This is a genomic window from Campylobacter sp. RM16192 (genome assembly GCF_004803855.2).
In the GTDB taxonomy this organism is placed as follows: Bacteria; Campylobacterota; Campylobacteria; order Campylobacterales; family Campylobacteraceae; genus Campylobacter_A.
The window spans coordinates 1,265,656-1,290,408 of record NZ_CP012552.1; the positions used below are offsets into that span (position 1 = coordinate 1,265,656).

The following is a 24,753-nucleotide window of genomic DNA, read 5'->3' on the forward strand; positions in this document are numbered from 1 at the left end:
ATCCTTAAATCACAACTCATATTATCCTGTCAAATCCCATATTAAGTCTATCAAAATCATTATAAAGCGTATTTAACGAGAGCTTTGGCATTGTTTTTAAACTAAAATTAGAAAGTATTAAACCTTGATCATTTATGACCTTTTTTAGCTCTTTTGCACCGCTTAAGATCAGCTGCTTAAACTCCTCTTTTTGGGTCGCTATAGATATATCTATATATCTATTTTCACTTAGTCCCAGCACTATATTTATACCGCCTAGTTTTTGGAAATTTAAATCTATCTGCGCATAGTGCTTTTGCTTTTTACCGCGTTTAAAGGCGATTTTAGCTCCGTCAACATCATCCCAAACATAAGGAAGATAGGTCTCAATGCCCCCTGCCATACTTGATACGAGCTGATGCATCTCTATTTGAGCTATCAGTTTTGAGCTAAGCTGATTTATTTGAGAATTTGGGTCGGAAACGCTCTTTGTCTGTATATTTAAAAGCACGCTTTTAACATCGTTTTGAAGTGCTTTTATGCTCTCTTCTGTGATCGGCTGAATGTTTTTAATATCTTTTTGAGCCAAATTTTGCTGCTTTGAAAGTCTATTTATCTCATCCATATTTGTCTTTGCTTCAAATCCTATTTTATCAGCTAAATTTAGCGCCTGATTTAGCTTATTTGCAACAGCTTTTAATCTATCTTGCAAGCTTAAATTTTCTACGCCAAGGCCTTTATTTAAAATTTGCTCGGCAAATAAATTTACCGTATTTGGTTGGTTAGCCGTATTTTCTATAGCTTTTTCAACTTCATTTATAAGACTTGAAAGCTCTTTTAAATTTGAGCTATAAGTTCTATTTTGACTTAGTTTTTCTGTTGAAATTTCAGGCATTTTAGCCTTTAAATTTGCCATTAATTCATTTATTTTACTAATCTCATTATTTACTGCTTTTTCACTCAAAACAAGTCCTTTTTCGCTCATTGCATTGGCCTGCTTATCTAGAAATTTAACGATATTTTCAAGCTTGGCACTGTTTTCTAAGAGCGACTTTATAGATGAGTTATTTAAAATTTCTTTGTTTTGAATCTTTGCGTTTTTTAAAATTGCACTTAGCCTTTCAAAGCTCTCGTTAGTGCTTAAGCTATCATCTTTGGCTAGAGTTAAAATTTGATTTAAAAGCTTGGAATTAGATAGGTTTTTAATATCTTCAAAAAGTTTATTTATTGAAGCCGGAAGGATATTTTTATTTACTATAACGTCTTTTAAATTGGCCTCAAGCATTATTCCGGAATTTTTGATCTGCTCATTTAATGCGCTCGCTTTAAGCTCTGCAACAGGTTTTAAAAAGCTCTTTAATTTATCAACAAATGGCTTTAGGTCAGGATTTTGATCTGCTAATTTTATTAAAGATTTCAGATCTTTTACTAAATTTGGCGAAACCTGCAAATCTTTAGCTTGATTTGCGATTTCAGCCATCTTTACACTGCTAGAACTTGTCTTAAGCTCGTCTAAAAGCCTATTTACAAGCTTATTGATATCGCCTATATCGCCAGAAGAAACTTCTGAATCTATTTGAGTAGGTAAATTTTGAGGCTGATTTTTAAATAGAGTTTTACCCTCTTTGGTCTCGGAGCCTTTTAATTGATTTGGGTCTAGCCCTATCTTAGCCGAAGTTAAATTTCTTAAAATTTCCATACTATATAATCACTATTTATCGCTTGTGTTTCGTGCTTACAGTTACATTGGCTATAGTTCCAGGGCTATGTTCAAAGCTCTTTCTACTCTCAATTGGAATAGTTTTTTGAGTAAGTGCAAAAATGATCAAAGATATTAAAAGCACCACATAGACCCAAATAAAACCTTGAGGACCAAAAAAATACATAGTAGCACCCATTATTATAGGAGAAAATAATGAGCCTAGAGAGTAGCTAAATAGTATAGCCCGTCCTATCTCTATGGATTTTGATTTATATTCGAGCATATCGTTTGCCCTTGCAAGAGCCAAAGCGTATAGGCAAAAAACTCCGGACCCTAAGAAAAACGATAATATGTATTGTAATTTTATGCCAGCATCAAACAATATAAATATAATCGCCGCAACTAAAGATATAACAGAGCAGCCGATTATCACAGGTCTTCTACCAAAACGATCAGAAAGCGAACCTATGACACAATGGCCTATAAATCCACCCACCATCGCGATAGTCATAAAAAACGAAACCTCTTTAGCATCATATCCTTGAAGAAGTATATATATGCTGGCCATAGAAAAAAAGCCGTTTACCAAAACTCCGGCAACTATGCTTGTAATAAGAGCTAGTGGCACTAAGCTAAATATACTTGGTATGCTAACGCTTCTTTTTTCTGGTATTGGCGGCTCTTTGATGCGGTTTAAATTAAGCGGAATGCTTGATAAAAGAATAAAAGCTGCGCTGATTAAAAATATTTGAGAGCTGGTTAGATTAAATCCTAAGATTAAAATTCCAAGTCCAAAACAAGAGTAAAAAACAACTTCGTAAAAGGCTAAAACACGCGATCTTATCTGATCCTTAGCTCTAGTATTCAGCCAACTTTCAGCTATCATCAAAATAGAGTAATAACAAAATCCAAGACCGCCTCTAAGAAGCGCCCATAAATATAAATTCTGGCTTAAATCATGAAACATAGCACAGACGCCAAATATCGATGAAAATATGGCAAAACTTCTAATATGCCCTACTTTTGATACTATCTTGTGCGATATTATAGTGCTAAGCATGGCGCCTACAAAAAACACAGATATTACAAGTCCTGTTTCAAGCTCGCCAGCCCCCATTTTTTTAAGCTCAATTCCAGCCGAGCTTACTACAAGTCCATTTCCTACAAAAAGAAGCGCTATCCCGAAAAATAGCGGGATCATCGCCTTGATCATTCTTTTACTGCTTGTCTGCACGACTCATTACTCCATAAACTAAAGCTCCTATGGGCATAATTCCAAGAGCTATTAAAAATGCTATGATATTTAAATTCCCCTGTCTATTTAAAGCTAAAAATCCAAGAGCCAAAACAGCATAAGCAATAAGCCTAAAAGGCACAAGAGCGGTATGTAAATTTGCAAATTTAGGCATCTTTTTCATAGCTTCTTTTTCTCTTTTTAAAATTTCCTTAGGATCAAGCTCTTGTTTAACAAGATCCTCCGTCTTGCCATCTTTTTTAACGATTTTTTTACCATCGTCTGTGTATTCAGTAAAATTTTCACCCCATTCGCTACCATCATCTTCATCATAATAGTCATCGTCTAAGATAAATTTCTCGTTTTCAACTCTTGAAAGAACACGTCTTTGATACGATTTAAATGTCGCAAACAAGATTAAAAGAGAGCCAAAAAATGCTACTTGAGTACTATAAAACCAGCTTTTGCCCATAAAAAAAGAGCTTATTAAAAGCAAAATTTCAAAAATACTGTAAATAGCTAAAAGCCTTCTAGCTACAGACACTATTTGTCTTCCTCTTCATCATCCTCATCATATGGCGCAGGCTTAAATTTTGTCTCGTCTTTAAGCTCGTCCATACTCTTTTTAACTCTGTTATAAGCCTTTTTGACATTTAAAATGGCTGCTGCGATACCAAAAGCTATACCAACAAACAATGTCCAAGTCCAGCCTGTCTGCTTCATGACCCAAAATCCAAGTCCTGTTCCTATGGCAACTGCAACTACCATAGATATGCCAAGGCTTAGCTGCTCTGCACCTTTTACGATCTCGCCAAAATTTAGTTTAGCCATTGTTTTTTATCTCGCACAAAGATTCCTCTGCGGCTTTTACAGCGAATTTTATATTTTCTTCGCTCATTACAGTGCATATAAAGCCTGTTTCAAACTGACTAGGAGCTAAATAAACTCCTTTTTCAAGCATCTTTTTATGAAATTTAGCATAAAGGGCGGTATCGCTCTTTAGCGCATCGTCATAGTTTTTTACCTCAGATTCATTAAAAAAGAATCCAAACATAGAACCGCGAACGCAAATTTGCATTTTAAACCCGTTATCATCGGCAGCTTTTTTAAATCCTGTCATAAGCATATTGGCTAAATTTTCAAGCTTTTTGTATATGGTAGAGTCATTATATATCTTACTAACAGAGGCTATACCAGCAGCCATAGCTACCGGATTTCCACTTAGCGTGCCAGCTTGATAAACGCTTCCGTCAGGGCTTAAGCAGTCCATTATCTTAGCCCTTCCACCAAACGCCGCCGCACTCATTCCTCCGCCTATAACCTTACCGAAAGTCACCATATCGGCTAAAATATGATTAAATTCAAAAGAGCCTTTTTTGCTCGCTCTAAAACCGCTCATTACCTCATCAAAAATGAGCACCGCCTTATACTCATCACAAAGTGCTCTAAGTCCTTTTAAAAACTCATTGCAAGCAGGCACGAGTCCCATATTTCCGGCTATTGGCTCGATTATTACAGCACCTATTTGTGCACCGCTTTTAAATATAGCTTCAACACTTGCTAGGTCATTATATTTGGCTAAATATGTGTTTTTTACGACATCTTCAGGCACTCCAGAGCTTGAAGCGTTACCGTAAGTAGTAGCGCCACTTCCAGCCTTAACTAAAAGCGCATCACTGTGACCGTGATAACAGCCCTCAAATTTTATAAGTCCATCTTTTTTAGAATATCCTCTAGCTACTCTTATAGCACTCATTGTAGCTTCCGTTCCAGAACTTACAAAGCGAATTTTTTCTACGTTTTCAAACTCATCGCAGATTAACTTAGCCAGCTTTGTCTCAAGCTCGGTCGGAGCTCCAAAACTAAGACCTTTTTTAGCAGTCTCAATAACGGCATTTTCTATATCTTTATCGCAATGACCAAAGATGAGCGGACCCCAGCTTTGAATGAAGTCAAGATATCTATTGCCCTCAATATCGATTAGATAAGCACCTTCACCTTTTGATACTATAAATGGTTCGGAACCAACGCTTCCAAATGCACGAACAGGCGAATTTACGCCTCCAGGAATATATTTTTTAGCCTCAACAAAAGCTTCACTATTTCTCATCTTTTTTATCCTTATTAAAATTTATTACATATTCGTAGAGCAAAACCATCTCTTCATCGGTTAAAAAGTATGTCGGCATCATTCCTTTAGGGCTTACTACGGCCTTTTGGAATGTCCAAAAGTCTAGATCATTTATTCTTGGGGCTCTAAGCTCATCATCTACTACTTTATTTAATTTTTTATCAAAGCGTCTGAATTTGGCTATTAAAGCTCCCTCGCCCTTTTTACCGTGACACTTATCGCATCCTATTCCTCTAGGGTTTGAATAAAGCATCTTAGCATATTCTGTTTTGGTTATAAAATCACTTGCAAAAAGATAGCCAAAAAGCAAAGAAAAAAGGGCCAATTTTCTCATAAATTCTTTCGTTTTTCGTAAATTTAATATAAAATTAGTTATGATACACTCTTTGTGATTAAAACAGCATAAAGGACAAATTTATGATTTTACTAGACGGAAAAGCGGTTAGCGCAAAGACAAAAGAGAGAGTTAAAAATGAAGCCTTAAATCTTAAAAATTCTGGAATAGAGCCTGCGCTGGCTGTGATTTTGGTAGGAGAGGATAAGGCTAGTCAAACTTACGTAGCCTCCAAAGAGAAAGCTTGCCACGCATGCGAAATTAGATCTATCATGCATAGACTTCCTGAAAATACTAGCGAAAACGAGCTTTTAGCCCTAATTGACTTGCTAAATTTAGACGATAGCGTGGACGGTATTTTAGTTCAACTCCCACTTCCAAAACACATCAACACATCTCGCATTTTAGAGGCTATAAAAGCTAGCAAGGACGTAGATGGATTTCATGCGATAAATGTCGGCAAATTAGCAAGCGGACTTGATGGATTTGTGCCTTGTACTCCGCTTGGCATAATGGAAATTTTAAAAGAGTATAAAATAGACGTAAAAGGCAAAAATGTTTGTGTAATCGGTAGAAGCAACATTGTTGGAAAACCAATGGCAAATTTAATGCTAAATGCCGATGCTACAGTAACCGTAACTCATAGCAAGACTAAAAATTTAAAAGAAATTTGCCTAAACTCCGATATCATCGTAGCTGCGATAGGAAAGCCATTTTTTCTAACAGCCGATATGGTAAAAGATGGCGCGATAGTCATAGATGTTGGCATAAACAGACTTGAAGACGGAAGACTTGTAGGGGATGTTGATTTTGACTCTGTAGCGCCAAAATGCTCTTATATCACACCAGTTCCTGGAGGAGTTGGTCCTATGACAATTGCGATGCTACTTGCAAATACGATAAAATCAGCCAAAAATAGAGCAAAGGCGTAAATTTTGAAAAAAGCATTTAATAAATTTTTAGACTTCTCAAACAGCTGGACAGGCACCGTTGTAATTGTCCTGCTTGTCATATTTTTTATAGCTCAAGCTTTTGTAATTCCGTCAGGTTCTATGAAAAATTCACTCCTAATAGGCGATCATCTCTTTGTTAAAAAATTTAGCTACGGAATCCCTACTCCCAGAATTCCATGGATAGAACTTAAAGTTTTACCAGATTTTAGAGGAAACGGACATCTTATAAACGGAGATGGACCAAAGCGAGGTGATATAGTTGTTTTTAGATATCCTCACGATGAGAAAATTCACTATGTAAAGAGAAATTTTGCAACCGGAGGAGATGAGGTAATATTTACAGAAAAAGCCCTATTTTTACACCCTAAAGAGGGAGAGGAATTTATCAAAGAAAATTATCCAAAAGAGAGCTTAATAACGATAGCGGGAAAACTCTTTGTAAAAGAGCCTTATAAATTTCCAGGAATTTACTATGATGAAAAGGTAAATTTATTTGAACAGGCACTATACTACTTAAATGCAGGTAAATTTGCCATGCAACCAGTTATAGTCAATGAGCTTGACAAGATAAAAGACCTGCCGTTTAATGCATTTTACTTCAAGGTTCCAGATGATGAGTATTTCATGGTAGGAGACAATAGAGATCACTCGAACGATAGCCGCTTTTGGGGAAGCGTTGCATACAAAGATATCGTAGGAAAGCCTTGGTTTGTCTACTTTAGCTGGGATAACGAGTACAAGATAAGATGGAATAGAATCGGCAAATCAATAGAAAGCATCCAAAACGATCCTATATATGCTCAAAATGCCATGGAAGAAGGGCATGATGACGGCACTAAGATAGAGTGATAAAATTTGAGCGGATTTGAAAATATCGATATCCTAGATATAATTACTCTTGTCATAGCACTTACCATAGCTATCGTAGGACACGAGATAGCTCATGGATGGGTCGCTTATAAATTTAAAGACAATACAGCCAAAAATCTCGGTCGCCTTAGCATAAATCCTATTAAACACATTGATCCTTTCGGAACCATCATAGTTCCAGGACTGCTATATCTTACCGCAGGATTTGTAATAGGATGGGCTAAGCCTGTCCCGATAAACGGATATACTGTTATTAGAAACGGTGGATATAAGGCAATGATATTGGTATCTCTTGCAGGAATTATATATAACTTTATTCTTGTAACCATATCGTTTTTTATGATAAAAACCGGGATTTTTCAAGCAGATTTACAAAAATTTTTAATTATGCTCATGCTCGTAAATTTAATACTAGGACTATTTAATCTATATCCCATTCCTCCGCTTGATGGCTCTCAAGCTGTAGAATACACACTAAGATCCATAAATCTTCATAAAATCGCGAGTTTATTTTCTAGTCTTCAACGTTACGGAATGATAATACTTATTCTCATCATAGCCTCACCGCTTAAAGACTATGTTTTTTATCCTATAAGATATATGCTTGAAATGGTCAAATTTGCGCTTTAATTAAATAAAAAGCGCAAATTTTAGTTGCAAAATTTAGAAAATTTTTCTTTAATAGTAGTTTTGATATAATTGTTGAATTTAATAAACTTATGGACTACTTAATGAATATCGAGAAAATTTTTATAGCAAGCGATCACGCAGGATTTGAACTAAAAGATGAGATTAAAAAATTTCTACAAACTTTAAATTTAACAGCTATAGACCTTGGTACAAACAGCTCCGAAGCAAGCGTAGATTATCCCGATTTTGCAAATTTAATGGCTGAAAATTTAAAAAACCAAAACGAATATGGAATCTTAATTTGCGGAACGGGTATTGGAATATCAATCGCCGCTAATAGACACAAACACATTAGGTGTGCGCTATGTCACGATATATACACAGCCTCCATGGCAAGAGAACATAACGATGCAAATATAATCGCTTTTGGTGCAAGAACCACAAAGCCAGAGGATGCAAAAGAGATGATAAAAAAATTCTTCTCAACCGAATTTGCAGGAGGAAGGCATCTAAGAAGAGTTGATAAACTAGGCTGCTGCAGGGCACAACTATGATAGCTGATTGGCTCATACTTACATTTTTAATCTGCATTTGCATATATTTGGTTGTGATGGTATTTTACTTCAAAACTCTACTTAAAAAAGAAAGATCTACAAAAGATTTTATGAAAGATAATCTCCAAGATACCGAAGTTGTTATCAGAAAGCTTCAAGTTCAGTTGCAAAGGAGCTTAGGTAATATCGACATCCTAACCGAAGAGCTCGGTAAGGTAAAGAATGACGCAAACGCCCTTCGTACAAGAAACTCTCAATACCGCCTAGAAAACGATAAGCTAAGAAAGAGAATTCGTGAGCTAGAGGGCAAAATCGAAGCATTATTATAAATTTCAAGGAAAAATCATGAAAGAGTTAAGTCAAAAAGATAAAGAATTTTTATTAGATTCAATACGATGTATTAAAGATTTTCCAAAGCCTGGAATTGTTTTTCGCGATATAACAACGCTTTTAAACAATGCTGAAGCTTTTAACTTTTTAATGGATCATCTAGTTGAGAGATATAAGGATTTTGACATTGACTTTATTGCAGGTATAGAATCACGCGGATTTATATTTGCAGCAGCACTTGCCGCTAGACTTAGAATACCCTTTGTGCCAATTAGAAAGCCAAAAAAACTACCATATATCACTATTTCTCAAAAATACTCCCTTGAATACGGAGTAGACGAGGTTCAGATGCATATAGACGCCTTTAAGCATAAAGAGGGTGCCAAGGTTATACTAATAGACGATCTTATAGCTACGGGCGGAACAGCAAAAGCCTCTGTAGAGCTTATAACTCAAGCCAATGCGATATGCGTTGAAGCCTGTTTTCTTATAGATTTAAAGGAGCTAAAAGGAAGTGAGGCTTTAAGACCTCTTACAAAAATTTATAGTATTTTGGAGATCTGATATGGAAGCTTTTTTTATAGATCTTCTTACAAGATACGGATACATCATACTTTTTATATGGTGTATGATGGAAGGTGAAATGGCTCTTATAATGGGAGGTATCATGTCTCATACTGGGCAAATGGATCTTGGACTTGCTATATTTATCGCAGGACTTGGAGGATTTGCCGGAGATCAAGTATATTTTTATATAGGCAGATATAACAAAAACTTCATATCCAAAAAACTGCGCTCCCAAAGAAGAAAATTTGCGATAGCGCATATTCTTCTTAAGAAAAACGGATGGCCAATTATCTTTATTCAGCGCTATATGTACGGACTTAGAACCGTGATACCTATGAGTATAGGACTTACGCGATACGACGCTAAAAAATTCGCTTTTATAAATTTAATGAGTGCATGGTGCTGGGCAGGGATAACAATACTGCCTGCATATTTCTTAGGAGAACATATACTAGATATTTTAGATAAAGCAAAAGATCATTGGTATATCGCAATACCTATCGCAGCGACCTTCCTTGGAACGCTTTTGTATGGATTTAAAAGAATAGAAAATAAGATATTAAACGAAAGGAAAAATAGACGTAATGCAATTTAGTATATTAAATAAACCACTTGACAAGATAAAAGCCGATTTAGAACTGATCTTTGTCGTGGATAAAAATTTAAAACACAAATTTATAAAAGATGAAAAAAGCTTTAAATTTAGCAACTACAAAGCCGATAGCCCGCTGCTTCTCATAGAAAACGCAAGGCTTTATATCCCTGTAACAAAGCTTGAATTTGACGAGCTTAGACTGGCAGCGGCAAAGGCTTATAACTGCGTAAAAAGGTTAAATGTTAAAAAGATTAAGCTTGCTAGCTACTTAGCAGAATGCACTAAAATGAGCTTTCAAAGCTTGGTTGAGGGCTTTGCGCTTGGAGCTTATGAGTTTAACAAATACAAAGAGAAAAAAGAGAACTATACGCTAAATGAGATCATCTTTAGCACAGAAGAGTTTGAAGGCAAAAAGGTCGATACTGTAAAGGCAGAACTTGGCATAAAACACGGCAAGATAATGGCAAGCGCAGCAAATTTCACAAAAGATATCGTAAATGAAATTCCTGAAATTTACACTCCGCTAAAAATGGCTGAAGATGCACAAATTTTGGCTAAAAATTTAAAAAACGTAACATGCAAAATTTACGATGAAAAATTCCTAAAAAAAGAGAACATGAACGCGTTTTTAGCGGTAAATCGTGCTTCTGTTTATCCGCCTCGTTTGATACATCTAGTGTATAAACCAAAATCGCCTAAAAAGAAGATCGTATTTGTAGGCAAAGGTCTAACTTACGATAGCGGCGGACTTAGCTTGAAGCCGGCTGATTATATGCTTACGATGAAAGCCGATAAAAGCGGAGCTGCGGCTGCACTTGGCATCATAAAGGGTGCTAGCGAGCTTGAGCTACCATTTGAAATTCATGCGGTTTGCGGCGTGACCGAAAATATGATAGGAGGCAACGCCTATAAGCCTGATGACGTACTTATCTCTCGCTCAGGAGTTACGATAGAGGTTAGAAATACCGACGCAGAGGGCCGCTTAGTGCTGGCTGACTGCTTAAGCTGGGCGCAAGAGCTAAAGCCTGATATCTTAATAGACATGGCAACTCTTACGGGAGCTTGCGTAGTAGGTCTTGGCGAGTACACAATAGGACTAATGGGAAATAACGAAGAGCTAAAAAGCGAGCTTAAAGCAAAAAGTGCAAAAAGCGGCGAATTTGCCACTGTTTTAGAGTTTAACAGGCACTTAAGAGAGCTTGTTAAAAGCCAAATTGCAGACGTTAGCAACATAGCTTCAAGCAGATATGGCGGAGCTATCACGGCCGGAATTTTCCTGGATAAATTTATAAAAGAAGAGTTTAAAGATAAATGGATCCACGAAGATATCGCAGGTCCTGCATACACCGAAAAGGCTTGGGGATATAACCAATCAGGCGCAACGGGAGCCGGGGTAAGGATGAATTTATACTATCTTAACGCGCTTGCAAAGGAGCTGTAATGGGTCTTGGAGTAGGTATAGTAGGTCTTCCAAACGTCGGCAAATCAACCACTTTTAACGCTCTTACAAAGGCGCAAAATGCAGAGAGTGCAAACTATCCGTTTTGTACGATCGAGCCAAATAAGGCTGTGGTGCCTGTGCCTGATAAGAGATTAAACGAACTAGCTAAAATCGTAAATCCTAATAAAATTCAGTATTCTACTATCGATTTTGTCGATATCGCAGGGCTTGTTAAGGGTGCAAGCTCAGGAGAAGGTCTTGGTAACAAATTCCTTTCAAACATCCGTGAGACCGAGGTCATACTTCACATAGTGCGCTGCTTTGAAGATGAAAATATCACTCACGTAGAAGGTGGCGTTGATCCTGTAAGAGATGTAGAGATCATCGAAACCGAGCTAATCCTAGCCGATATCGAGCAGCTAAACAAAAAAATCGAACGCCTTAACAAAGAGGCAAAAGCAAATCAAAAAGGCGCAAAAGAAGCGCTTGAGATAGCAACTAAGCTTTTAGCTCACTTAAACGAAGGCAAGAGCGCAAACAGCTTTGATGAGCGTGATGACGAGGCGTTTATGAGCCTAAATAAAGAGCTAAGACTACTAAGCGCTAAAGAGGTGATATATGGAGCAAATGTCGATGAAGATGGCATTTGCGAGGATAATGAATATGTAAAAAAACTTCGCGAATTTGCCGCTCGTTCAGGTCATGAAGTGATAAAACTGTGCGCCAAGATAGAAGAGGAGCTTGTAGGTCTAAGTGACGAGGAGGCGCATGAGTTTTTAAGCTCGCTTGGTGCAAACGAAAGCGGTCTTGAAAAGATCATCAGAACCGCCTTTGCCAAGCTAAATTTGATAAGCTACTTCACCGCAGGAGTCGTTGAAGTGCGCGCATGGACGATCACAAAAGGCTGGAAAGCTCCAAAAGCTGCAAGTGTGATCCATAACGACTTTGAGCGAGGGTTTATAAGGGCAGAGGTAATCAGCTATGATGATTACATCGCTTGCAACGGCGAAACAGGTGCAAAGGAAGCCGGCAAGATGAGGCTTGAAGGCAAAGAGTACATCGTGCAAGATGGCGATGTGATGCACTTTAGGTTTAATGTTTAATTTAAGCAAAGCAACAAAATAAGTCATAGATGCTACAAAACAAGGCTATTTTATATATGCCTTAGTGAGCATTTATGATTTTAATATTTCATAGCTACAAATAAAGTTGTTACTGAAATTTAATCTTAAAAGAACGTTATACTACCCATTATGATGTTTAAACAGAGTATTTTTAACTATTTGTAATTTAAGAGATAAAAATGAGCGATTATAGCTTGGCACAATATTTTGGCGTGAATTTAGCAGAGCTTTTATCAGGTAAGATCAAAGCCGTTTATCCCAAATTTGACGAGCAAAAATATATAAAAAATATATCTAGCAAAGTTGATGAGCTAGCGTATTCAGGCAGGATAGAGCTTCACGCAAGAGAGCTTAACTCTGCACTAAATTTATACTACAAAGGCCAAATAGAAATTTTAACAAGCATATTAGGCGAAGAAAATCCAAGCGAAACAGGCATGTTTAAAAACTACTATTGGGTGCTGCCGATTGGCAAATTTGTTGAAATTTATGGAGTTAATGACTTTGAAACCTCTATAAACGCAATCTCTGAGATCACTAAACGAAACACAGGCGAATACGCGATAAGAGTATTTATAAGAAAATATCCAAACGAAATGCTAGAAGTTATGCAAAACTGGGCAAAGTCTAGCAACTTTCACATAAGGCGTCTTGCGTCTGAGGGCTTACGTCCGAAGCTTCCTTGGGCGAGTAAGCTTGAAAATTTCATAGATGATCCAAAGCCTGTTTTTGAAATTTTAGAGCTTTTAAAAGAGGATAATGTAAAATTCGTGCAAAGATCAGTGGCAAATCACATGAATGACTATCTAAAGCTAAATTTTGACGCAGCCAAAGAGCTTCTTAGTAAATGGGCAAAATCTAAAAATCAAAACACGCAGTGGATAGTAAAACACGCCACAAGAAAAATTAAAATTTAGTATAAACGCCAGAGTTTGGGCTTAATAACTTAATAGCCGATCACTCCAGCGTCAAATTTATTTAGAAAAATAACTTAACTAACACCGCCCCGACTACAAGACCTATCACAAACGCACAGGTGATGTTGATTTTTTGTTTTTTACTAGCACCTTCGGATTGCTTCTCGTAGTGCTTTTTTACACCTTCGAATGTAAGATTTAAGATCTTTTCATTCATCTGATTTAGACCCTGAGCAAATTCTCTAAGCTGCTCTTCATTGACATAACGCATAGTCTTAACGGTAGTATTGGCTAAACGCTCAAAATCCTCGGAGTTTTCCCAAAACTCCACTACTGTATTATTTTCTATACGCTCTTTAAATTCAATCATCTCCTTTAATTCTGCTTGCTCGACCAGCTGAGTTCCCATCTTGCCTCCTTGTATGATTTCACTTATAAATTAAAAGCTATTGTATAAAGTCCATATTTTTTTATGGTCGGCTTTTAATTTGTTTTTTTATACAATTATAAAGCCACTGATTGTGTTCTAAGTGTTAAACACTGCGTTAAAGATTTTAGGGGCTTTATAGGTATAAAGTCTGATTAAAAATCTTAGTGTATTAACACTGAATACAAGAAAAGATTATACCTAATTTCTTTTAAAGGGTCGATTATGAAAAAAGATTTTTTTGTAGGTGCTGACATTTCTAAGGATAAGGTTGATTTTTGTTTTTTAACTTCGGACGAATCTAAAAAACCTAAATTTATTTCACTTCCTAACGATTATAACGTTATTGAAGCTTATTTTAAATCTTTTACTTCTGATAATGTTACGGTAGTTTTAGAATATACAAATAACTATCACATTACATTACAAAGAGTCTTAAACGACTTGGGTATTAAATATTCTCTTTTAAATCCTGAAAAAACAAGTTATTTCTTAAAACATTTAAACTCTAAAAAAACAGATATAGCAGATTCTTACGGCTTGTCTCTTTATTGTAGGATATTTTCTTCTGAATTAAATCCTACAACTTATAATAAAGAGTATAATTTAATAAATAGCTATAATTCTGCTATATCTCTTCTCATTAAAATCCAAACACAACTAAAAAACTTTAAAAAATCTCAAAAACTTGTGAGCGATAATCAACTTGACGAGATTATCACAACTCTAACTAATCAATTAACGCAATTACAAAAGAAACTTAAATTAATGGCTTATGAGATATTAAAATCTTTTGTTCCGAATTGCGATGAAATTATAAAAGCTAATAATGGCTTCGGTGTAGATTTGGCAATATCTTTATTTCCGAATCTACATTTTAATAGAGATAAAACCGCAAAACAATTTATATCTTTTGTAGGTTTAAGCCCTCGTATTTATGAGAGTGGAAGCAGTGTTAAAAAATCTCAATGTATAAATAAAAAAGGTAATCCTAAGACTAGGCGCATTCTTTTTCTTGTTGCTATGTCTGCTATCCGTTACAATGCTAAATTTAAACAAAGATATGAAAATCTAATAAGTAAGGGTAAAAATAAAAAAGTTGCTATTGTTGCCGTGATGTGTGCAATAGTCAGGTATTTAAAATCTTTATTTCCTTTTGATGAGAGTTTTATTAATGGCAAAAGTTTTAATAAGCTTGGAGCAAGTTAAGATTTTATATAGCGTTTATAAGCTTCTTTCAGTTCGCAATAGTCGAATATCAAGAGAGGATATATTAAGAGATAGCGGAGTTGATAGAGGTAATTTATCACGTTTAATTCAAAACAGATATTTATTAAAATCTTTAAAAAGTGAGGTTCAATAAGATGTTTAAATTACAAGTGTTGAAGAGCGTATAGGCTATGGACAAATTATCGCTACTGCTACAAATGCTATAAATTGGATAATTTCTCAAAGACTCAATAGCTTTAATAAACGTTTTGAACTCTTGGAAGAATCTTTTAAAATTATCAAGAGTATAATACAAAAGAGATAGAGAGTATAAACAGTAAGATAGATAAAATCTATAATTTTTATACTCGTTATTTTTCAAGGTCTAAGAAATGACTTTAGGACAAAATCAAGAATTATTTAGTAAAGACTTAACACATCTACTTAATTTTATACATAATAACGGCTATGATGTAAGAATCGGTGAAGCTGAACGGACAAAAGAGCAACAAGAAATATATATAAAATCTGGTAAAACAAAAACTCTTGATTCATTACATTTAAAAAGATGTGCTATAGATTTACATATATTCTTTAATGGCTCTTGGATTCAGTCTAAAAGCGAACTTCAATTTATTGGCGACTATTGGGAGCAATTATCAAAAAATAATAAATGGGGTGGTAATTTCAAAAACTTTATAGGCACTCCACATTTTGAACGCAGATTAGAATAAAAAAATAATCTAAGCAAAATTACGATAAAATCGCAACTTTACTATCTCATAATTTTTTATTATCAAAATGGGGCTTGACATCCATCTTAAAATCTTTTAAGCTTTTATCATTCCGACACTATCGCCGAATTTTAAAACTTTAGAATTAAAAAGATTAAGCTCTAAGCTATCTTTTTCGCCAACTATCACAATCGTGGAGCCTAGCTCAAAATAACCCAAAAGTTCACCTTTTCTGACACTTAAATTTTCATACTCATAGCTTTGGACAAATGAGGCCATCGCATTAGTTTGAATTCTATCGTCAAAAATAAATTTCATCTTTCCAACGTTTAAAGCTCCGACAAATACAAGCCAAACTATCTTTTTGTTTGAAATTCTACACTTTAAAACAACTCTTTCATTGAGCGCGTATAGATTTTCAACTTTCTCAAGAGCTTTCACGCTTACACTGTATAAATCACCAGGAATATAAAGAGCACTTAAAATTTCAATATCGCAAGGAGCGTGATAGCGATGATAATCTCTAGGGCTTAGGTAGATATTAGCATAGCCAAATTCCTCTTGCCTGGCGCCCTCTTCACCTAAAGCAGAGCCTAGAAGCTCGGTTATAGAATACTCATGTCCTTTTATACTAAGAGCTTTTCTCAAATTGCTGGTACCGCATTCCAGGCAAACGCCGTCGCTTGGACTTATAAAAATATTACTAGCTTCATCAAATTTGCGAGGAATCATTAATTCCCTAGTAAAAAGCGCAGTCAAACTATCGTACTCACCAGGAGTTTTAAATTCGCTCATGTCTATTTTAAAATACTTTACGTAATTTGAATTGATAAAATTTTGAATAGGCTTAGGAAATTTAAAAGCAGCTATTTTTCCAAAAATTTGAGAAACTTTACGCCTCATCTACTCTCCCTGAAGTGTTAAAAATGAAATTTCGCTAGGCGCAAGAACTCTCACCGGAGGCCCCCAAAATCCCGCACCTCTGCTTACATACACCTGCATTTTATCATTTACTTGATAAAGTCCCGCTAAATACTTCTGATCAAGCTTTACAAGAAGCGAGAATGGGAAAATTTGTCCGCCGTGAGTGTGCCCGCAAAGCACTAAATCAACGTCTTTATGCATATATCTAATGAATTTAGGCTGATGAGCCAGTAAAACAGTCGGCAAATTTTTATCCGTGCTTTTAAGTGCAGCCTCTAAATCAGGCTCGTAAAATTTATATCTATAACCAATAAGATCATAAACTCCAGCTAAATTTATACCGCCTACTTGCACGCTTTCGTTGCCTAAAATTTTAATGCCTATATTTGATATCTCATTAAGAGTTCCTTCGATACCGTGATAATACTCGTGATTTCCCGGCACATAAAATGTTCCATATCGCGACTTAAACTCAGCAAAAGGGGCTATATACTCGCCAAGCTTTTTTGGATGAAGATCGGCTATATCGCCCACTATCACAACCGCGTCTGCATCAAGCGAATTTATACACTCAACCAAAGCTTTAGCAAAAGGAACGCCTAAAAAATCGCCCAAATGCACATCCGTTATCATCGCTATCCTAAGAGGCTTTTTAAGTCCTTTTAGCCTTACCTCTTGAGGCTTAACCTGTGGAACGTGCGAGGCGTTATACATGCCTTTAAAAAAGTAGCTAAAAGCAAGGATTAGGATAGTAACATCAAGATAAAATCTTAAAAATTTACGCCTGCTTTCGCTAAATACGCGCTTTGTGACGGGTCTAAAAAAGACGATGATTAAATTTGAAACCAGCACAAAGGAAAATAGTATAAAGCTAAGCGCAAGCATGAGCGAAAACGCTAGCCTAAACTGAGCATTTAAGAAGTTAAACCTGAGCGAAAAAGCTAATAACACGCCACCCACGGCAAGAGTAGCAAAAAAGACTGCGAGTAAAAATTTATGCAGACTTCGCCCCTCTGTTTTAGCAAACAACCCTCTGTAACCGACAAAATTCATTAAAATGATAATTAGTGAAGAAACTATATAAAACATATTATAAATTTAGCAAAAATTATTAAACAACTTAGCCAAATCAACTGTTTTGATAGAAAATAATAAAGATAAAATTTAAAAAAGATATAGGGTGAGAAAGCTCTCACCCTATGTTTTAAAAAATATTACTCGATAGTTCCGCTTTTTAATCTCTTGTCATAGATATCTTTAAGCTTTCTAATATCATCTTTAAGCTCAAAAACTCCATGCCAGTGAGCATAGTCAGGTCCGTTCATCATCGCACCTTGTCTCATACGGCGACCTTCATGGTGCCATAGGTGGTAGTAAATTCTTTGGAACTCATCCGCCCATGGATCTTCTTTAAGAAGCTTTTTAGACTTAAGATCATCTAGCATCGCTTTTGCGTCTTTGTGATAATCGTTGTAAAGCATTACGTGCTTATCCGCCATCGCAAAGAAGTTTTCACTATGAAGCGAAGAGTGGCACTCTCTACAAACCATCATCATCTCTTTTCTAGCCGCATCAGGACCATCAACGTGACCTGCAAGAGGTGTACCTACGTTTAGTTTGCCTGTTTTTTGATACTCGCTTACCGCAGTATCGTTTCCACCTGTTCTTAGGTTGCTATGTGGCGCCCAAAGGTTCCATTTTAAGCGTCTTGAAACGTTGTGTGTAGTTTGTAGCTCACCTACTCCGCTCATATGGCAAGTCGCACAAGTTGGGGCTCTATAGTCAGGAACCGCCCATGTGTCAGGAGCACTGTCAAAATTCCATGTACTGCCTTCTGAGTTAAAGATATGTCCGTGCATTGAGTTGTTATAAATTTCGATATCCGGATGGTCAGGTCCAAGGTGACAAGATGCACAAGCAGCCGGTTTTCTAGCTTCACTTACAGCAAATTTGTGTCCGCTATGGCATGCTTTACATCCGCCGATTCCACCATCTGGATATAGGTTGCCTATACCGTAGTTTGGCCAAGTCTCTTTTGTAGGACGATTATCAGCATCCATTTTAATCACAGAGCCGTGGCATTGCATACAACCTGTTGAATCAGGAGAAATTTGTAGATCAGGATGACCTCTACCTTCAAAATGATACATCAAATCAAGCATACCTTTTTTAGCATACACTTGGATACCGCCTCTTGCGTGACCACTCTCGTTAAACTCTTTAACTTCGTTAGCATGGCACTTTTCACAAGTTTTTGGGCTTACTAAAGCAGACACGTGATTGTTACTATCCTTTGGATGTGCTTGTTTCATTGCCATAGGACTATCAGCAGGGTGCGAGTGGCAATCCGTACAACTTACTCCAACATGTGCATGACGACTATTTTTCCAATCCGCCACAATACCCGGTGTCTCTTTTGCGTGGCACTCAACGCAGCTTTTAGCAAGCGGAGTCAAATTGCGATCAACTTTTAAGTTTTTCACAAGATTTGCATCCGAAATGCTCTCAGCAAATGCGAACGAAAAAAGACAGGCTATTAATGCAATAACTTTTTTCAACATTATTCCTCCTTTATAGGTTTTATTTATTGTTTGCATTTATATTCTCCCAATGTTTTGTAATCTCTATGCCCAAATTTTTATGCCCTACATTATTGTGACACTCGACACAGGTTTTTTTAATGTGTCCTGCGAAATAATCCCTATGGGCAAGCCAAGCTTTATCAACTTGATTATTTGCCTCTTTTAAATTTGAGTGACAGGTCATGCAGCCGCTATCATACGTAAATTTGTGAGCGTTTTTACGCTTCGCATGCCAATCAATCTTGCTTACATCGGCAAATAAAGTCTTATAACCGTCGTTTAGAGATACCTTTGTCTTTGTCCACAGGTACATTAAAGTATTATCATGAGAAAGGTGACAGGTAGAGCACTGCGCTTTTACTCCAAGCTTGTTATTGCCACCATGTACGTCATTGTGATAAGATTTTACCATGGGCTCCATAGTATGGCACATAGTACAAAATTTATCACTTCCAGTATAATGGATCAGATCAGCAATTCCGATCGATGATATAAGTCCTATAAATATACCAAGCACAACCGACCAAACAAAAAACTTTCTTTTCATGCGGATCCTTCGTGTAATATTTTATTTTATTTAAATGTTATTAATAAAATATTTAAGTTATTATAACGAAAGCGCAAGTGTAAATTCTTGACGTTTATCAATTAATCTTAATTTGAAATTAAATATCAGTTATCAAAAAAATCTTTAAGCTTTTCTTCTGAAATAGTGATGATTTTGTTGTTTTGATCTAGATCGATAAGCTCTTGTGTCTTAAATTTGGCAAGTATGCGCGAAAAAGTTTCTGGAGTTATATTTAATATTGAAGCTATTTTTACATGCTTGAAAGTATTAAAAAGATCTTGATGATCCATTAAAAATTTTGCAACTTTTGCTTCCGAGCTTAAAATAAGCTCATGGTGCAAAACCTCACTAGCAATTTTTAGCTTTTGAGATAAAGATTTTATGATAGCTACTGAAATTTTAGGATTTGATAGAAAATCATTATAAAATTTCTCATAATCTATCTTTAAAACCTCTCCCGAATTTATAAATAGTGCGGTAGCTGGAAATTTAATATTTTCAAAATTCGCAAGCTCGGCTACGAAATTCATAGCATTAAGCTGATGCATGAAAAGTTCTTTGCCTTTTGGTGTAGTTTTATAAAGTTTTAATGAGCCTTTTAGAAGGAGATGAAGCCACTTGGAATCCTCTCCTTCCATAAACAAAAATTCGCCTTTTTTGTATTTTTTGATTATGCTGATTTTTTCTAGTTGCTCTAGTTCATTCTCTCTCAGTTCTTTAAAAAATGGAATTTGTCCTAAAACACTCATTTTTTAACAAAATATACGAAATTTACTTTTTAAGAAGATCTCTAATCTCTGTTAGAAGAACGATATCTTCACTTGGCTTGGCAGGCTCTTTAGGAGCTTCGACTTTTGGTTTTTTAAGAGTATTTATAGCCTTAATAAAACAAAATATACAAAAAGCAATGATCATAAAATCAACCATTGTCTGTATAAAAGAGCCGTAATTAACAGTAACGGCAGGCACATCTCCTACTGCGTCTTTGAGAGTAAATTTAAGATCTGTAAAATTTACTCCTCCAGTTAAAACACCTACGATAGGCATAATCACATCACCCACAAGAGAGCTTACGATTTTGCCAAAAGCGCCTCCTATAACGACACCCACAGCCATATCTATGACGTTTCCACGCATAGCAAATTCTTTAAATTCCTTAACGAAACTCATGTTTCACCTCTTGTTTGAATGTAATAAATAATATTATATAAGATTTTTCTTAACAAGCGATTTAAATACAAGATGATATAATCACCCTTTAAAAATTAATAAAGGAATATCAAAATGTATCGTTTTGCGCCATCTCCTACAGGAGATATGCATCTTGGAAATTTGCGCGTAGCCATCCTAAACTACCTATGTTCTTTACAGGATAAAAGCGGCTTTATAATACGTATAGAAGATACCGATAAAGAAAGAAATATACCGGGAAAAGATCAAGAAATTTTAGAAATTTTAACCAAATTTGGCATCAAATGGGATCAGCTTTACTATCAAAGTAAAAATTTAAAATTCCACCGTCAGCTTGCTTCAAAGCTAATGATAGACAAACACGCATTTGCCTGCTTTTGCACCGAAAGCAAGCTAGAAGCCAAAAAAGAAGAGGCTAAAGCAAAGGGTGTCGCGTATCGCTACGACGGCACTTGCGAAAAGATGAGCGATGAAGAGGTTTTGGCGTGTGAAAAGCCGTTTGTAATCCGCATGAAAAAGCCAAAAGAAACGATGAAATTTACAGACGCTATCAAAGGCGAAGTAAGCTTTGAACCTGAAAATGTCGATAGCTTTGTGATCATGCGCGCGGACAAAACTCCTACTTACAACTTTGCCTGCGCGACAGATGATATGCTTGAGGGAGTTACCTTTGTTATACGCGGTGAAGATCACGTAAGCAACACTCCTAAGCAAGAACTCATCAGAGAAGGTCTTGGCTACACCGAAAAAATTCGCTACGCACATCTACCTATCATCTTAAATATAGAGGGCAAAAAGATGAGCAAACGCGAAAATGAAAGTAGCGTAAAATGGCTCTTTGCACAAGGGTTTATGCCTGAAGCTATAGCTAACTACATCATCTCTCTTGGCTATAAAGCTCCTGTTGAAATTTTTACCATACAAGAAGCTAGCGAGTGGTTTGATATCTCTAAAGTCTCGGCAAGTCCGGCAAAATTTGACATCAAACAGCTAGAATACATAAACAGAGAGCACATCAAACTAGCTAGCAACAAGCGCCTTGCAGAGCTTAGCGGTATGGATGAAAATTTAACTGGTCTAATCAAATTTTACACCCAAGAAGCAAGCTTGCTAAATGAGATTAAGCAAAAAATCGAAGCGATATTTGCAACAAAAAATATCCCTGATGAGTTTAAAAACGAATGCGAGACGATAAAAACCGCTATAAATTCGATGAATTTGGATAGTTTTGAAAGCTTTGACGAGTTTAAAAAAGCTCTAATGAGCGCTACAAATTTAAAAGGCAAAAGCTTTTTTATGCCGCTTAGAATTTTGCTTACAAACGAACAGCACGGACCTGAGCTTAGCGAGCTATTCCCTCTAATAAAAGAAAAATTAAAGGAAATTTTACAATGATACTATCTACTTTTTTATCCGCTATTGCCGATATTTTGCATATGGTGATTCAAATTTACGTCTGGATTATCATCATATCAGCTATTATTAGCTGGGTGAGACCAGATCCGTATAATCCTGTTGTTCAGCTTTTATATCGCCTTACGGAGCCGATTTATGCCTGGATTAGAAAATTTGTCCCTACAGTATTTGGAGGAATAGACTTAGCGCCGATTTTCGTACTTTTAGCACTTCAATTTTTTGATAGATTTTTCATAAGCTTAATACTGCAATATGCTCATTCGATTTAACATAACTTTAATTATTTATACTACTTTATTATTTGGAGGAGTAAAAAGTTTTAATGAGATAAAAGATCAAGAAAAAGGACTGGCAAAAGATTATTATATATATAGGCTAATAACGGAAGGAAATTATACAATTAATCAGGTTGAGGAGCTAAATAAGGATATATTTCGTCGCTCGCCAACTATGATAAAAGCGCTAAATACTATAATAAAACCGGAGCTAAGACCAACAAACTGCGCAAAGATAAATGCAAAAAACATAGTAGATGCCAATTTAACATGTCAAAAAGCGCTTTTAAAAATACCTTTTATGCTCAAAATAGCAAAAAAAGACAGAGAGAAACTGGCTAAAAAATTTGATGATATAAATAAAACAGTGGCTAGAAATTTAAAGACTCTAAATTCTAAAAATCCGGCCTTGAAATTTGATAAATTTAAAGACGCGCGCCACTTTATAGAGCTATTTGAGGCAAGTGACAAAAAGCATAAAGAGCTTAGGTTTAATCAAAAATTTAGCACCGAATTTATCAATCTGCTGGCCAAAGAACAATCTTTTCAAAAAATTATAAATAGAGTAATTATAGATAAAGAGCTTCCTAAATTTAGAGCAAATTTTTTAAATATAAAAGATGATTTGATAAGCGATCAGATAGCTTATATTCTTGGCATTAACGCTATTTTATTAGGTTCAAAAGAGAGTGCTTTTAAGTTTTTTAAAAGAGCGGAAAATAGCTTTAAAAACCAAGGAGCAAAAGATGCGGCTATTTTTTGGCAATATCTTATCATCAAAGAAAAAGCTCTTCTTGAAGTGCTAAATAGTAGTTCAGATATCAACATTTATACGCTCTATGCAAATGAAAAGACAGGCAAGCCGCTTCCAAAAGTATTTTCGCCAGCGCCTACAAAAGAAAAAGTTAGAGATTACGATATCAAAGATCCATTTCTATGGCAAAAAACTTTTGCAATTATAAAAGAGATAAATGCCACCAAGGCGGCCGAATTTGCAGAACTTTTCAATACCAAAGAGACTCTAGGACAGCACGCTTACTTCATGGAAAAGGCAAGCGGATATAAAGATCACTATTTCGTTATGCCGTTTTTAGAGGAGCTTGATGATATAAACGCAAGTAGAAAGACGCTTATTTATGCGATAGGCAAGCAGGAGAGTAGATTTATCCCTGCCGTCATCTCTACATCTTATGCGCTTGGGATGATGCAGTTTATGCCATTTTTGGCAAATCATATCGCAAAAAAGGAACTTATGATAGAAGGCTTTGATCAAGATGATATGTTTGATCCGAGAGTTGCTTTAAGATTTGCCGATCACCACTTAAATTACTTAGAAAAATTTCTGCACCATCCTTTATTTATAGCCTATGCTTATAATGGAGGAATAGGCTTTACTAAAAGAGTATTACAAAGAGGGGATTTGTTCAACGATGGTGAATTTGAGCCTTTTTTATCTATAGATCTAATTCCATATACAGAGAGTAGAATTTACGGTAAAAAAGTTCTAGCAAACTATATCATATACTCTAATTTGTTGAACTCCAATACATCGATTTTGAAACTTTTCGAAATTCTAAAAGAGCCTTCTTTGACGGATAAATTTCGAACTCGACCTTAAGTGTATCGCTAATTTTTTGTGGCGATACAACCTCTATATATTCACCCCAAGGCATATTAAAAGTTACTAATTTTAAAAGCGGATCATCTTTAGCTAAAATCCTAGCTCTTACTTCATCTTTAGATCCATTTACGCTAAAGCTTGACAGACTTATTTTACTTTCCTTCGGATGAATCGCGATTATAAATCTCTCATCTTTATCTTTTGTAATAATATCACTATGAATAGGATTTAAATAGGTTCCAAGAGCCAAAAATTTATCGTTTTTTTCAACTATCTCAAATTTACTAGTATATGCCAACAGTTCATTTTTTAGAGGATCGTGAACAATAGCTTTATTTGCACACCCTAAAAATAAAAAAACCACACTCAAATATATAAAAAATTTGCCCATATCACCCCTTTAAATTTGAAGTATTTTATCTTGAATTTGAATAATTTTGCTTTA

The 24,753-nt window shown here is 35.7% G+C and carries 29 protein-coding genes; 15 read left to right on the forward strand and 14 right to left on the reverse strand.

The window, feature by feature from the left end; all coding sequences use genetic code 11:
• Positions 1-16: 16 nt before the first annotated feature.
• The 6 genes from CDOMC_RS06730 to CDOMC_RS06755 are packed head-to-tail and all read right to left on the reverse strand — an operon-like array spanning position 17 to position 5,380.
• The gene (locus CDOMC_RS06730) at positions 17-1,678 is read right to left on the reverse strand and encodes a flagellar hook-length control protein FliK (RefSeq protein WP_172128889.1); all 1,662 of its coding nucleotides are present in this window, start codon (positions 1,676-1,678) and stop codon (positions 17-19) included.
• A gap of 16 nt (positions 1,679-1,694) precedes the next feature.
• Entirely contained in the window at positions 1,695-2,882 is a 1,188-nt protein-coding gene (locus tag CDOMC_RS06735) for an MFS transporter (RefSeq protein WP_172129670.1), read from the reverse strand.
• A gap of 16 nt (positions 2,883-2,898) precedes the next feature.
• Entirely contained in the window at positions 2,899-3,459 is a 561-nt protein-coding gene (locus CDOMC_RS06740) for a hypothetical protein (RefSeq protein ID WP_172128890.1), read from the reverse strand.
• Positions 3,459-3,746, reverse strand: a complete 288-nt coding sequence (locus CDOMC_RS06745; protein WP_172128891.1) for an AtpZ/AtpI family protein — start codon at positions 3,744-3,746, stop codon at positions 3,459-3,461. The genes CDOMC_RS06740 and CDOMC_RS06745 overlap by 1 nt, the downstream gene beginning before the upstream one ends.
• A complete protein-coding gene (hemL, locus tag CDOMC_RS06750) occupies positions 3,739-5,025 on the reverse strand; it encodes a glutamate-1-semialdehyde 2,1-aminomutase (protein ID WP_172128892.1) in 1,287 nt (428 codons plus the stop codon). The genes CDOMC_RS06745 and hemL overlap by 8 nt, the downstream gene beginning before the upstream one ends.
• Positions 5,015-5,380, reverse strand: a complete 366-nt coding sequence (locus CDOMC_RS06755; RefSeq protein ID WP_172128893.1) for a c-type cytochrome — start codon at positions 5,378-5,380, stop codon at positions 5,015-5,017. The genes hemL and CDOMC_RS06755 overlap by 11 nt, the downstream gene beginning before the upstream one ends.
• Before the next feature lie 83 nt (positions 5,381-5,463).
• Between CDOMC_RS06755 and folD the strand changes: the two genes are divergently transcribed.
• From folD to CDOMC_RS06805, 10 genes are all read left to right on the forward strand, one after another.
• On the forward strand, positions 5,464-6,312 hold the full coding sequence (gene folD / locus CDOMC_RS06760) for a bifunctional methylenetetrahydrofolate dehydrogenase/methenyltetrahydrofolate cyclohydrolase FolD (RefSeq protein ID WP_172128894.1): 849 nt from the start codon (positions 5,464-5,466) through the stop codon (positions 6,310-6,312).
• Between the two features lie 3 nt (positions 6,313-6,315).
• Complete coding sequence (gene lepB, locus CDOMC_RS06765) at positions 6,316-7,182, forward strand: signal peptidase I (RefSeq protein WP_172128895.1); 867 nt, start codon at positions 6,316-6,318, stop codon at positions 7,180-7,182.
• 6 nt (positions 7,183-7,188) lie between these two features.
• Complete coding sequence (locus CDOMC_RS06770) at positions 7,189-7,833, forward strand: site-2 protease family protein (RefSeq protein WP_172128896.1); 645 nt, start codon at positions 7,189-7,191, stop codon at positions 7,831-7,833.
• Positions 7,834-7,934: 101 nt separating this feature from the next.
• Positions 7,935-8,387 carry a ribose 5-phosphate isomerase B gene (gene rpiB, locus CDOMC_RS06775; RefSeq protein ID WP_172128897.1) on the forward strand — a complete coding sequence of 151 codons (453 nt, stop codon included), beginning with the start codon at positions 7,935-7,937 and terminating at the stop codon, positions 8,385-8,387.
• Positions 8,384-8,716 (forward strand): hypothetical protein, encoded by a 333-nt coding sequence (locus CDOMC_RS06780; protein ID WP_172128898.1) that lies wholly within the window; start codon positions 8,384-8,386, stop codon positions 8,714-8,716. Before rpiB ends, CDOMC_RS06780 begins: the two co-directional genes overlap by 4 nt.
• Before the next feature lie 16 nt (positions 8,717-8,732).
• The gene (gene apt / locus CDOMC_RS06785; protein WP_172128899.1) at positions 8,733-9,281 is read left to right on the forward strand and encodes an adenine phosphoribosyltransferase; all 549 of its coding nucleotides are present in this window, start codon (positions 8,733-8,735) and stop codon (positions 9,279-9,281) included.
• 1 nt (position 9,282) lies between these two features.
• Positions 9,283-9,879, forward strand: coding sequence for a DedA family protein (locus tag CDOMC_RS06790; RefSeq protein ID WP_172128900.1), 597 nt, complete (start codon positions 9,283-9,285; stop codon positions 9,877-9,879).
• Positions 9,869-11,320, forward strand: a complete 1,452-nt coding sequence (locus CDOMC_RS06795; protein WP_172128901.1) for a leucyl aminopeptidase — start codon at positions 9,869-9,871, stop codon at positions 11,318-11,320. The genes CDOMC_RS06790 and CDOMC_RS06795 overlap by 11 nt, the downstream gene beginning before the upstream one ends.
• Positions 11,320-12,423, forward strand: a complete 1,104-nt coding sequence (ychF, locus tag CDOMC_RS06800) for a redox-regulated ATPase YchF (RefSeq protein ID WP_172128902.1) — start codon at positions 11,320-11,322, stop codon at positions 12,421-12,423. The genes CDOMC_RS06795 and ychF overlap by 1 nt, the downstream gene beginning before the upstream one ends.
• 200 nt (positions 12,424-12,623) lie before the next feature.
• Entirely contained in the window at positions 12,624-13,361 is a 738-nt protein-coding gene (locus CDOMC_RS06805; protein ID WP_172128903.1) for a DNA alkylation repair protein, read from the forward strand.
• 61 nt (positions 13,362-13,422) lie between these two features.
• Here CDOMC_RS06805 and CDOMC_RS06810 read toward each other — a convergent pair whose 3' ends face one another.
• Entirely contained in the window at positions 13,423-13,770 is a 348-nt protein-coding gene (locus CDOMC_RS06810) for a hypothetical protein (protein ID WP_172128904.1), read from the reverse strand.
• Between the two features lie 243 nt (positions 13,771-14,013).
• On the opposite strand from CDOMC_RS06810, the gene CDOMC_RS06815 reads away from it, so the two are divergent.
• Entirely contained in the window at positions 14,014-14,997 is a 984-nt protein-coding gene (locus CDOMC_RS06815; RefSeq protein WP_172128905.1) for a transposase, read from the forward strand.
• 392 nt (positions 14,998-15,389) lie between these two features.
• A complete protein-coding gene (locus tag CDOMC_RS06820) occupies positions 15,390-15,731 on the forward strand; it encodes a M15 family metallopeptidase (RefSeq protein ID WP_172128906.1) in 342 nt (113 codons plus the stop codon).
• Positions 15,732-15,827: 96 nt separating this feature from the next.
• Here CDOMC_RS06820 and CDOMC_RS06825 read toward each other — a convergent pair whose 3' ends face one another.
• The 6 genes from CDOMC_RS06825 to mscL form a co-directional block, all read right to left on the reverse strand.
• Positions 15,828-16,634 carry a phosphatidylserine decarboxylase gene (locus CDOMC_RS06825; protein ID WP_172128907.1) on the reverse strand — a complete coding sequence of 269 codons (807 nt, stop codon included), beginning with the start codon at positions 16,632-16,634 and terminating at the stop codon, positions 15,828-15,830.
• Positions 16,635-17,708, reverse strand: a complete 1,074-nt coding sequence (locus tag CDOMC_RS06830; protein ID WP_172128908.1) for a metallophosphoesterase — start codon at positions 17,706-17,708, stop codon at positions 16,635-16,637.
• Positions 17,709-17,869: 161 nt separating this feature from the next.
• Positions 17,870-19,216 carry a multiheme c-type cytochrome gene (locus CDOMC_RS06835; protein ID WP_172128909.1) on the reverse strand — a complete coding sequence of 449 codons (1,347 nt, stop codon included), beginning with the start codon at positions 19,214-19,216 and terminating at the stop codon, positions 17,870-17,872.
• Positions 19,217-19,235: 19 nt separating this feature from the next.
• On the reverse strand, positions 19,236-19,784 hold the full coding sequence (locus tag CDOMC_RS06840) for a cytochrome c3 family protein (RefSeq protein WP_172128910.1): 549 nt from the start codon (positions 19,782-19,784) through the stop codon (positions 19,236-19,238).
• A gap of 125 nt (positions 19,785-19,909) precedes the next feature.
• On the reverse strand, positions 19,910-20,554 hold the full coding sequence (locus CDOMC_RS06845; protein WP_172128911.1) for a Crp/Fnr family transcriptional regulator: 645 nt from the start codon (positions 20,552-20,554) through the stop codon (positions 19,910-19,912).
• Between the two features lie 22 nt (positions 20,555-20,576).
• Entirely contained in the window at positions 20,577-20,975 is a 399-nt protein-coding gene (mscL, locus tag CDOMC_RS06850; RefSeq protein WP_172128912.1) for a large-conductance mechanosensitive channel protein MscL, read from the reverse strand.
• A 114-nt stretch (positions 20,976-21,089) separates the two neighbouring features.
• On the opposite strand from mscL, the gene gltX reads away from it, so the two are divergent.
• The 3 genes from gltX to CDOMC_RS06865 are packed head-to-tail and all read left to right on the forward strand — an operon-like array spanning position 21,090 to position 24,305.
• Positions 21,090-22,391 (forward strand): glutamate--tRNA ligase, encoded by a 1,302-nt coding sequence (gene gltX, locus CDOMC_RS06855; protein WP_172128913.1) that lies wholly within the window; start codon positions 21,090-21,092, stop codon positions 22,389-22,391.
• Positions 22,388-22,681, forward strand: a complete 294-nt coding sequence (locus CDOMC_RS06860; protein ID WP_172128914.1) for a YggT family protein — start codon at positions 22,388-22,390, stop codon at positions 22,679-22,681. Before gltX ends, CDOMC_RS06860 begins: the two co-directional genes overlap by 4 nt.
• Positions 22,665-24,305, forward strand: coding sequence for a lytic transglycosylase domain-containing protein (locus CDOMC_RS06865; RefSeq protein WP_172128915.1), 1,641 nt, complete (start codon positions 22,665-22,667; stop codon positions 24,303-24,305). The genes CDOMC_RS06860 and CDOMC_RS06865 overlap by 17 nt, the downstream gene beginning before the upstream one ends.
• Here the strand turns inward: CDOMC_RS06865 and CDOMC_RS06870 are convergent.
• On the reverse strand, positions 24,214-24,699 hold the full coding sequence (locus CDOMC_RS06870; protein WP_172128916.1) for a hypothetical protein: 486 nt from the start codon (positions 24,697-24,699) through the stop codon (positions 24,214-24,216). The genes CDOMC_RS06865 and CDOMC_RS06870 overlap by 92 nt on opposite strands.
• Between the last annotated feature and the right edge of the window lie 54 nt (positions 24,700-24,753).

Bases quoted from the DNA above. Each gene is read 5' to 3' on its own strand.
- CDOMC_RS06830 (WP_172128908.1), bottom strand. From the start codon at position 17,708: ATGAATTTTGTCGGTTACAGAGGGTTGTTTGCTAAAACAGAGGGGCGA.
- CDOMC_RS06730 (WP_172128889.1), bottom strand. From the start codon at position 1,678: ATGGAAATTTTAAGAAATTTAACTTCGGCTAAGATAGGGCTAGACCCA.
- mscL (WP_172128912.1), bottom strand. From the start codon at position 20,975: ATGAGTTTCGTTAAGGAATTTAAAGAATTTGCTATGCGTGGAAACGTC.
- CDOMC_RS06815 (WP_172128905.1), top strand. From the start codon at position 14,014: ATGAAAAAAGATTTTTTTGTAGGTGCTGACATTTCTAAGGATAAGGTT.
- CDOMC_RS06735 (WP_172129670.1), bottom strand. From the start codon at position 2,882: ATGATCCCGCTATTTTTCGGGATAGCGCTTCTTTTTGTAGGAAATGGA.
- gltX (WP_172128913.1), top strand. From the start codon at position 21,090: ATGTATCGTTTTGCGCCATCTCCTACAGGAGATATGCATCTTGGAAAT.
- CDOMC_RS06810 (WP_172128904.1), bottom strand. From the start codon at position 13,770: ATGGGAACTCAGCTGGTCGAGCAAGCAGAATTAAAGGAGATGATTGAA.
- CDOMC_RS06845 (WP_172128911.1), bottom strand. From the start codon at position 20,554: ATGAGTGTTTTAGGACAAATTCCATTTTTTAAAGAACTGAGAGAGAAT.
- CDOMC_RS06835 (WP_172128909.1), bottom strand. From the start codon at position 19,216: ATGTTGAAAAAAGTTATTGCATTAATAGCCTGTCTTTTTTCGTTCGCA.
- CDOMC_RS06865 (WP_172128915.1), top strand. From the start codon at position 22,665: ATGCTCATTCGATTTAACATAACTTTAATTATTTATACTACTTTATTA.
- CDOMC_RS06805 (WP_172128903.1), top strand. From the start codon at position 12,624: ATGAGCGATTATAGCTTGGCACAATATTTTGGCGTGAATTTAGCAGAG.
- rpiB (WP_172128897.1), top strand. From the start codon at position 7,935: ATGAATATCGAGAAAATTTTTATAGCAAGCGATCACGCAGGATTTGAA.
- CDOMC_RS06820 (WP_172128906.1), top strand. From the start codon at position 15,390: ATGACTTTAGGACAAAATCAAGAATTATTTAGTAAAGACTTAACACAT.
- hemL (WP_172128892.1), bottom strand. From the start codon at position 5,025: ATGAGAAATAGTGAAGCTTTTGTTGAGGCTAAAAAATATATTCCTGGA.
- CDOMC_RS06790 (WP_172128900.1), top strand. From the start codon at position 9,283: ATGGAAGCTTTTTTTATAGATCTTCTTACAAGATACGGATACATCATA.
- CDOMC_RS06795 (WP_172128901.1), top strand. From the start codon at position 9,869: ATGCAATTTAGTATATTAAATAAACCACTTGACAAGATAAAAGCCGAT.
- CDOMC_RS06825 (WP_172128907.1), bottom strand. From the start codon at position 16,634: ATGAGGCGTAAAGTTTCTCAAATTTTTGGAAAAATAGCTGCTTTTAAA.
- ychF (WP_172128902.1), top strand. From the start codon at position 11,320: ATGGGTCTTGGAGTAGGTATAGTAGGTCTTCCAAACGTCGGCAAATCA.
- folD (WP_172128894.1), top strand. From the start codon at position 5,464: ATGATTTTACTAGACGGAAAAGCGGTTAGCGCAAAGACAAAAGAGAGA.
- apt (WP_172128899.1), top strand. From the start codon at position 8,733: ATGAAAGAGTTAAGTCAAAAAGATAAAGAATTTTTATTAGATTCAATA.
- CDOMC_RS06870 (WP_172128916.1), bottom strand. From the start codon at position 24,699: ATGGGCAAATTTTTTATATATTTGAGTGTGGTTTTTTTATTTTTAGGG.
- CDOMC_RS06840 (WP_172128910.1), bottom strand. From the start codon at position 19,784: ATGAAAAGAAAGTTTTTTGTTTGGTCGGTTGTGCTTGGTATATTTATA.
- CDOMC_RS06755 (WP_172128893.1), bottom strand. From the start codon at position 5,380: ATGAGAAAATTGGCCCTTTTTTCTTTGCTTTTTGGCTATCTTTTTGCA.
- CDOMC_RS06745 (WP_172128891.1), bottom strand. From the start codon at position 3,746: ATGGCTAAACTAAATTTTGGCGAGATCGTAAAAGGTGCAGAGCAGCTA.
- CDOMC_RS06780 (WP_172128898.1), top strand. From the start codon at position 8,384: ATGATAGCTGATTGGCTCATACTTACATTTTTAATCTGCATTTGCATA.
- CDOMC_RS06860 (WP_172128914.1), top strand. From the start codon at position 22,388: ATGATACTATCTACTTTTTTATCCGCTATTGCCGATATTTTGCATATG.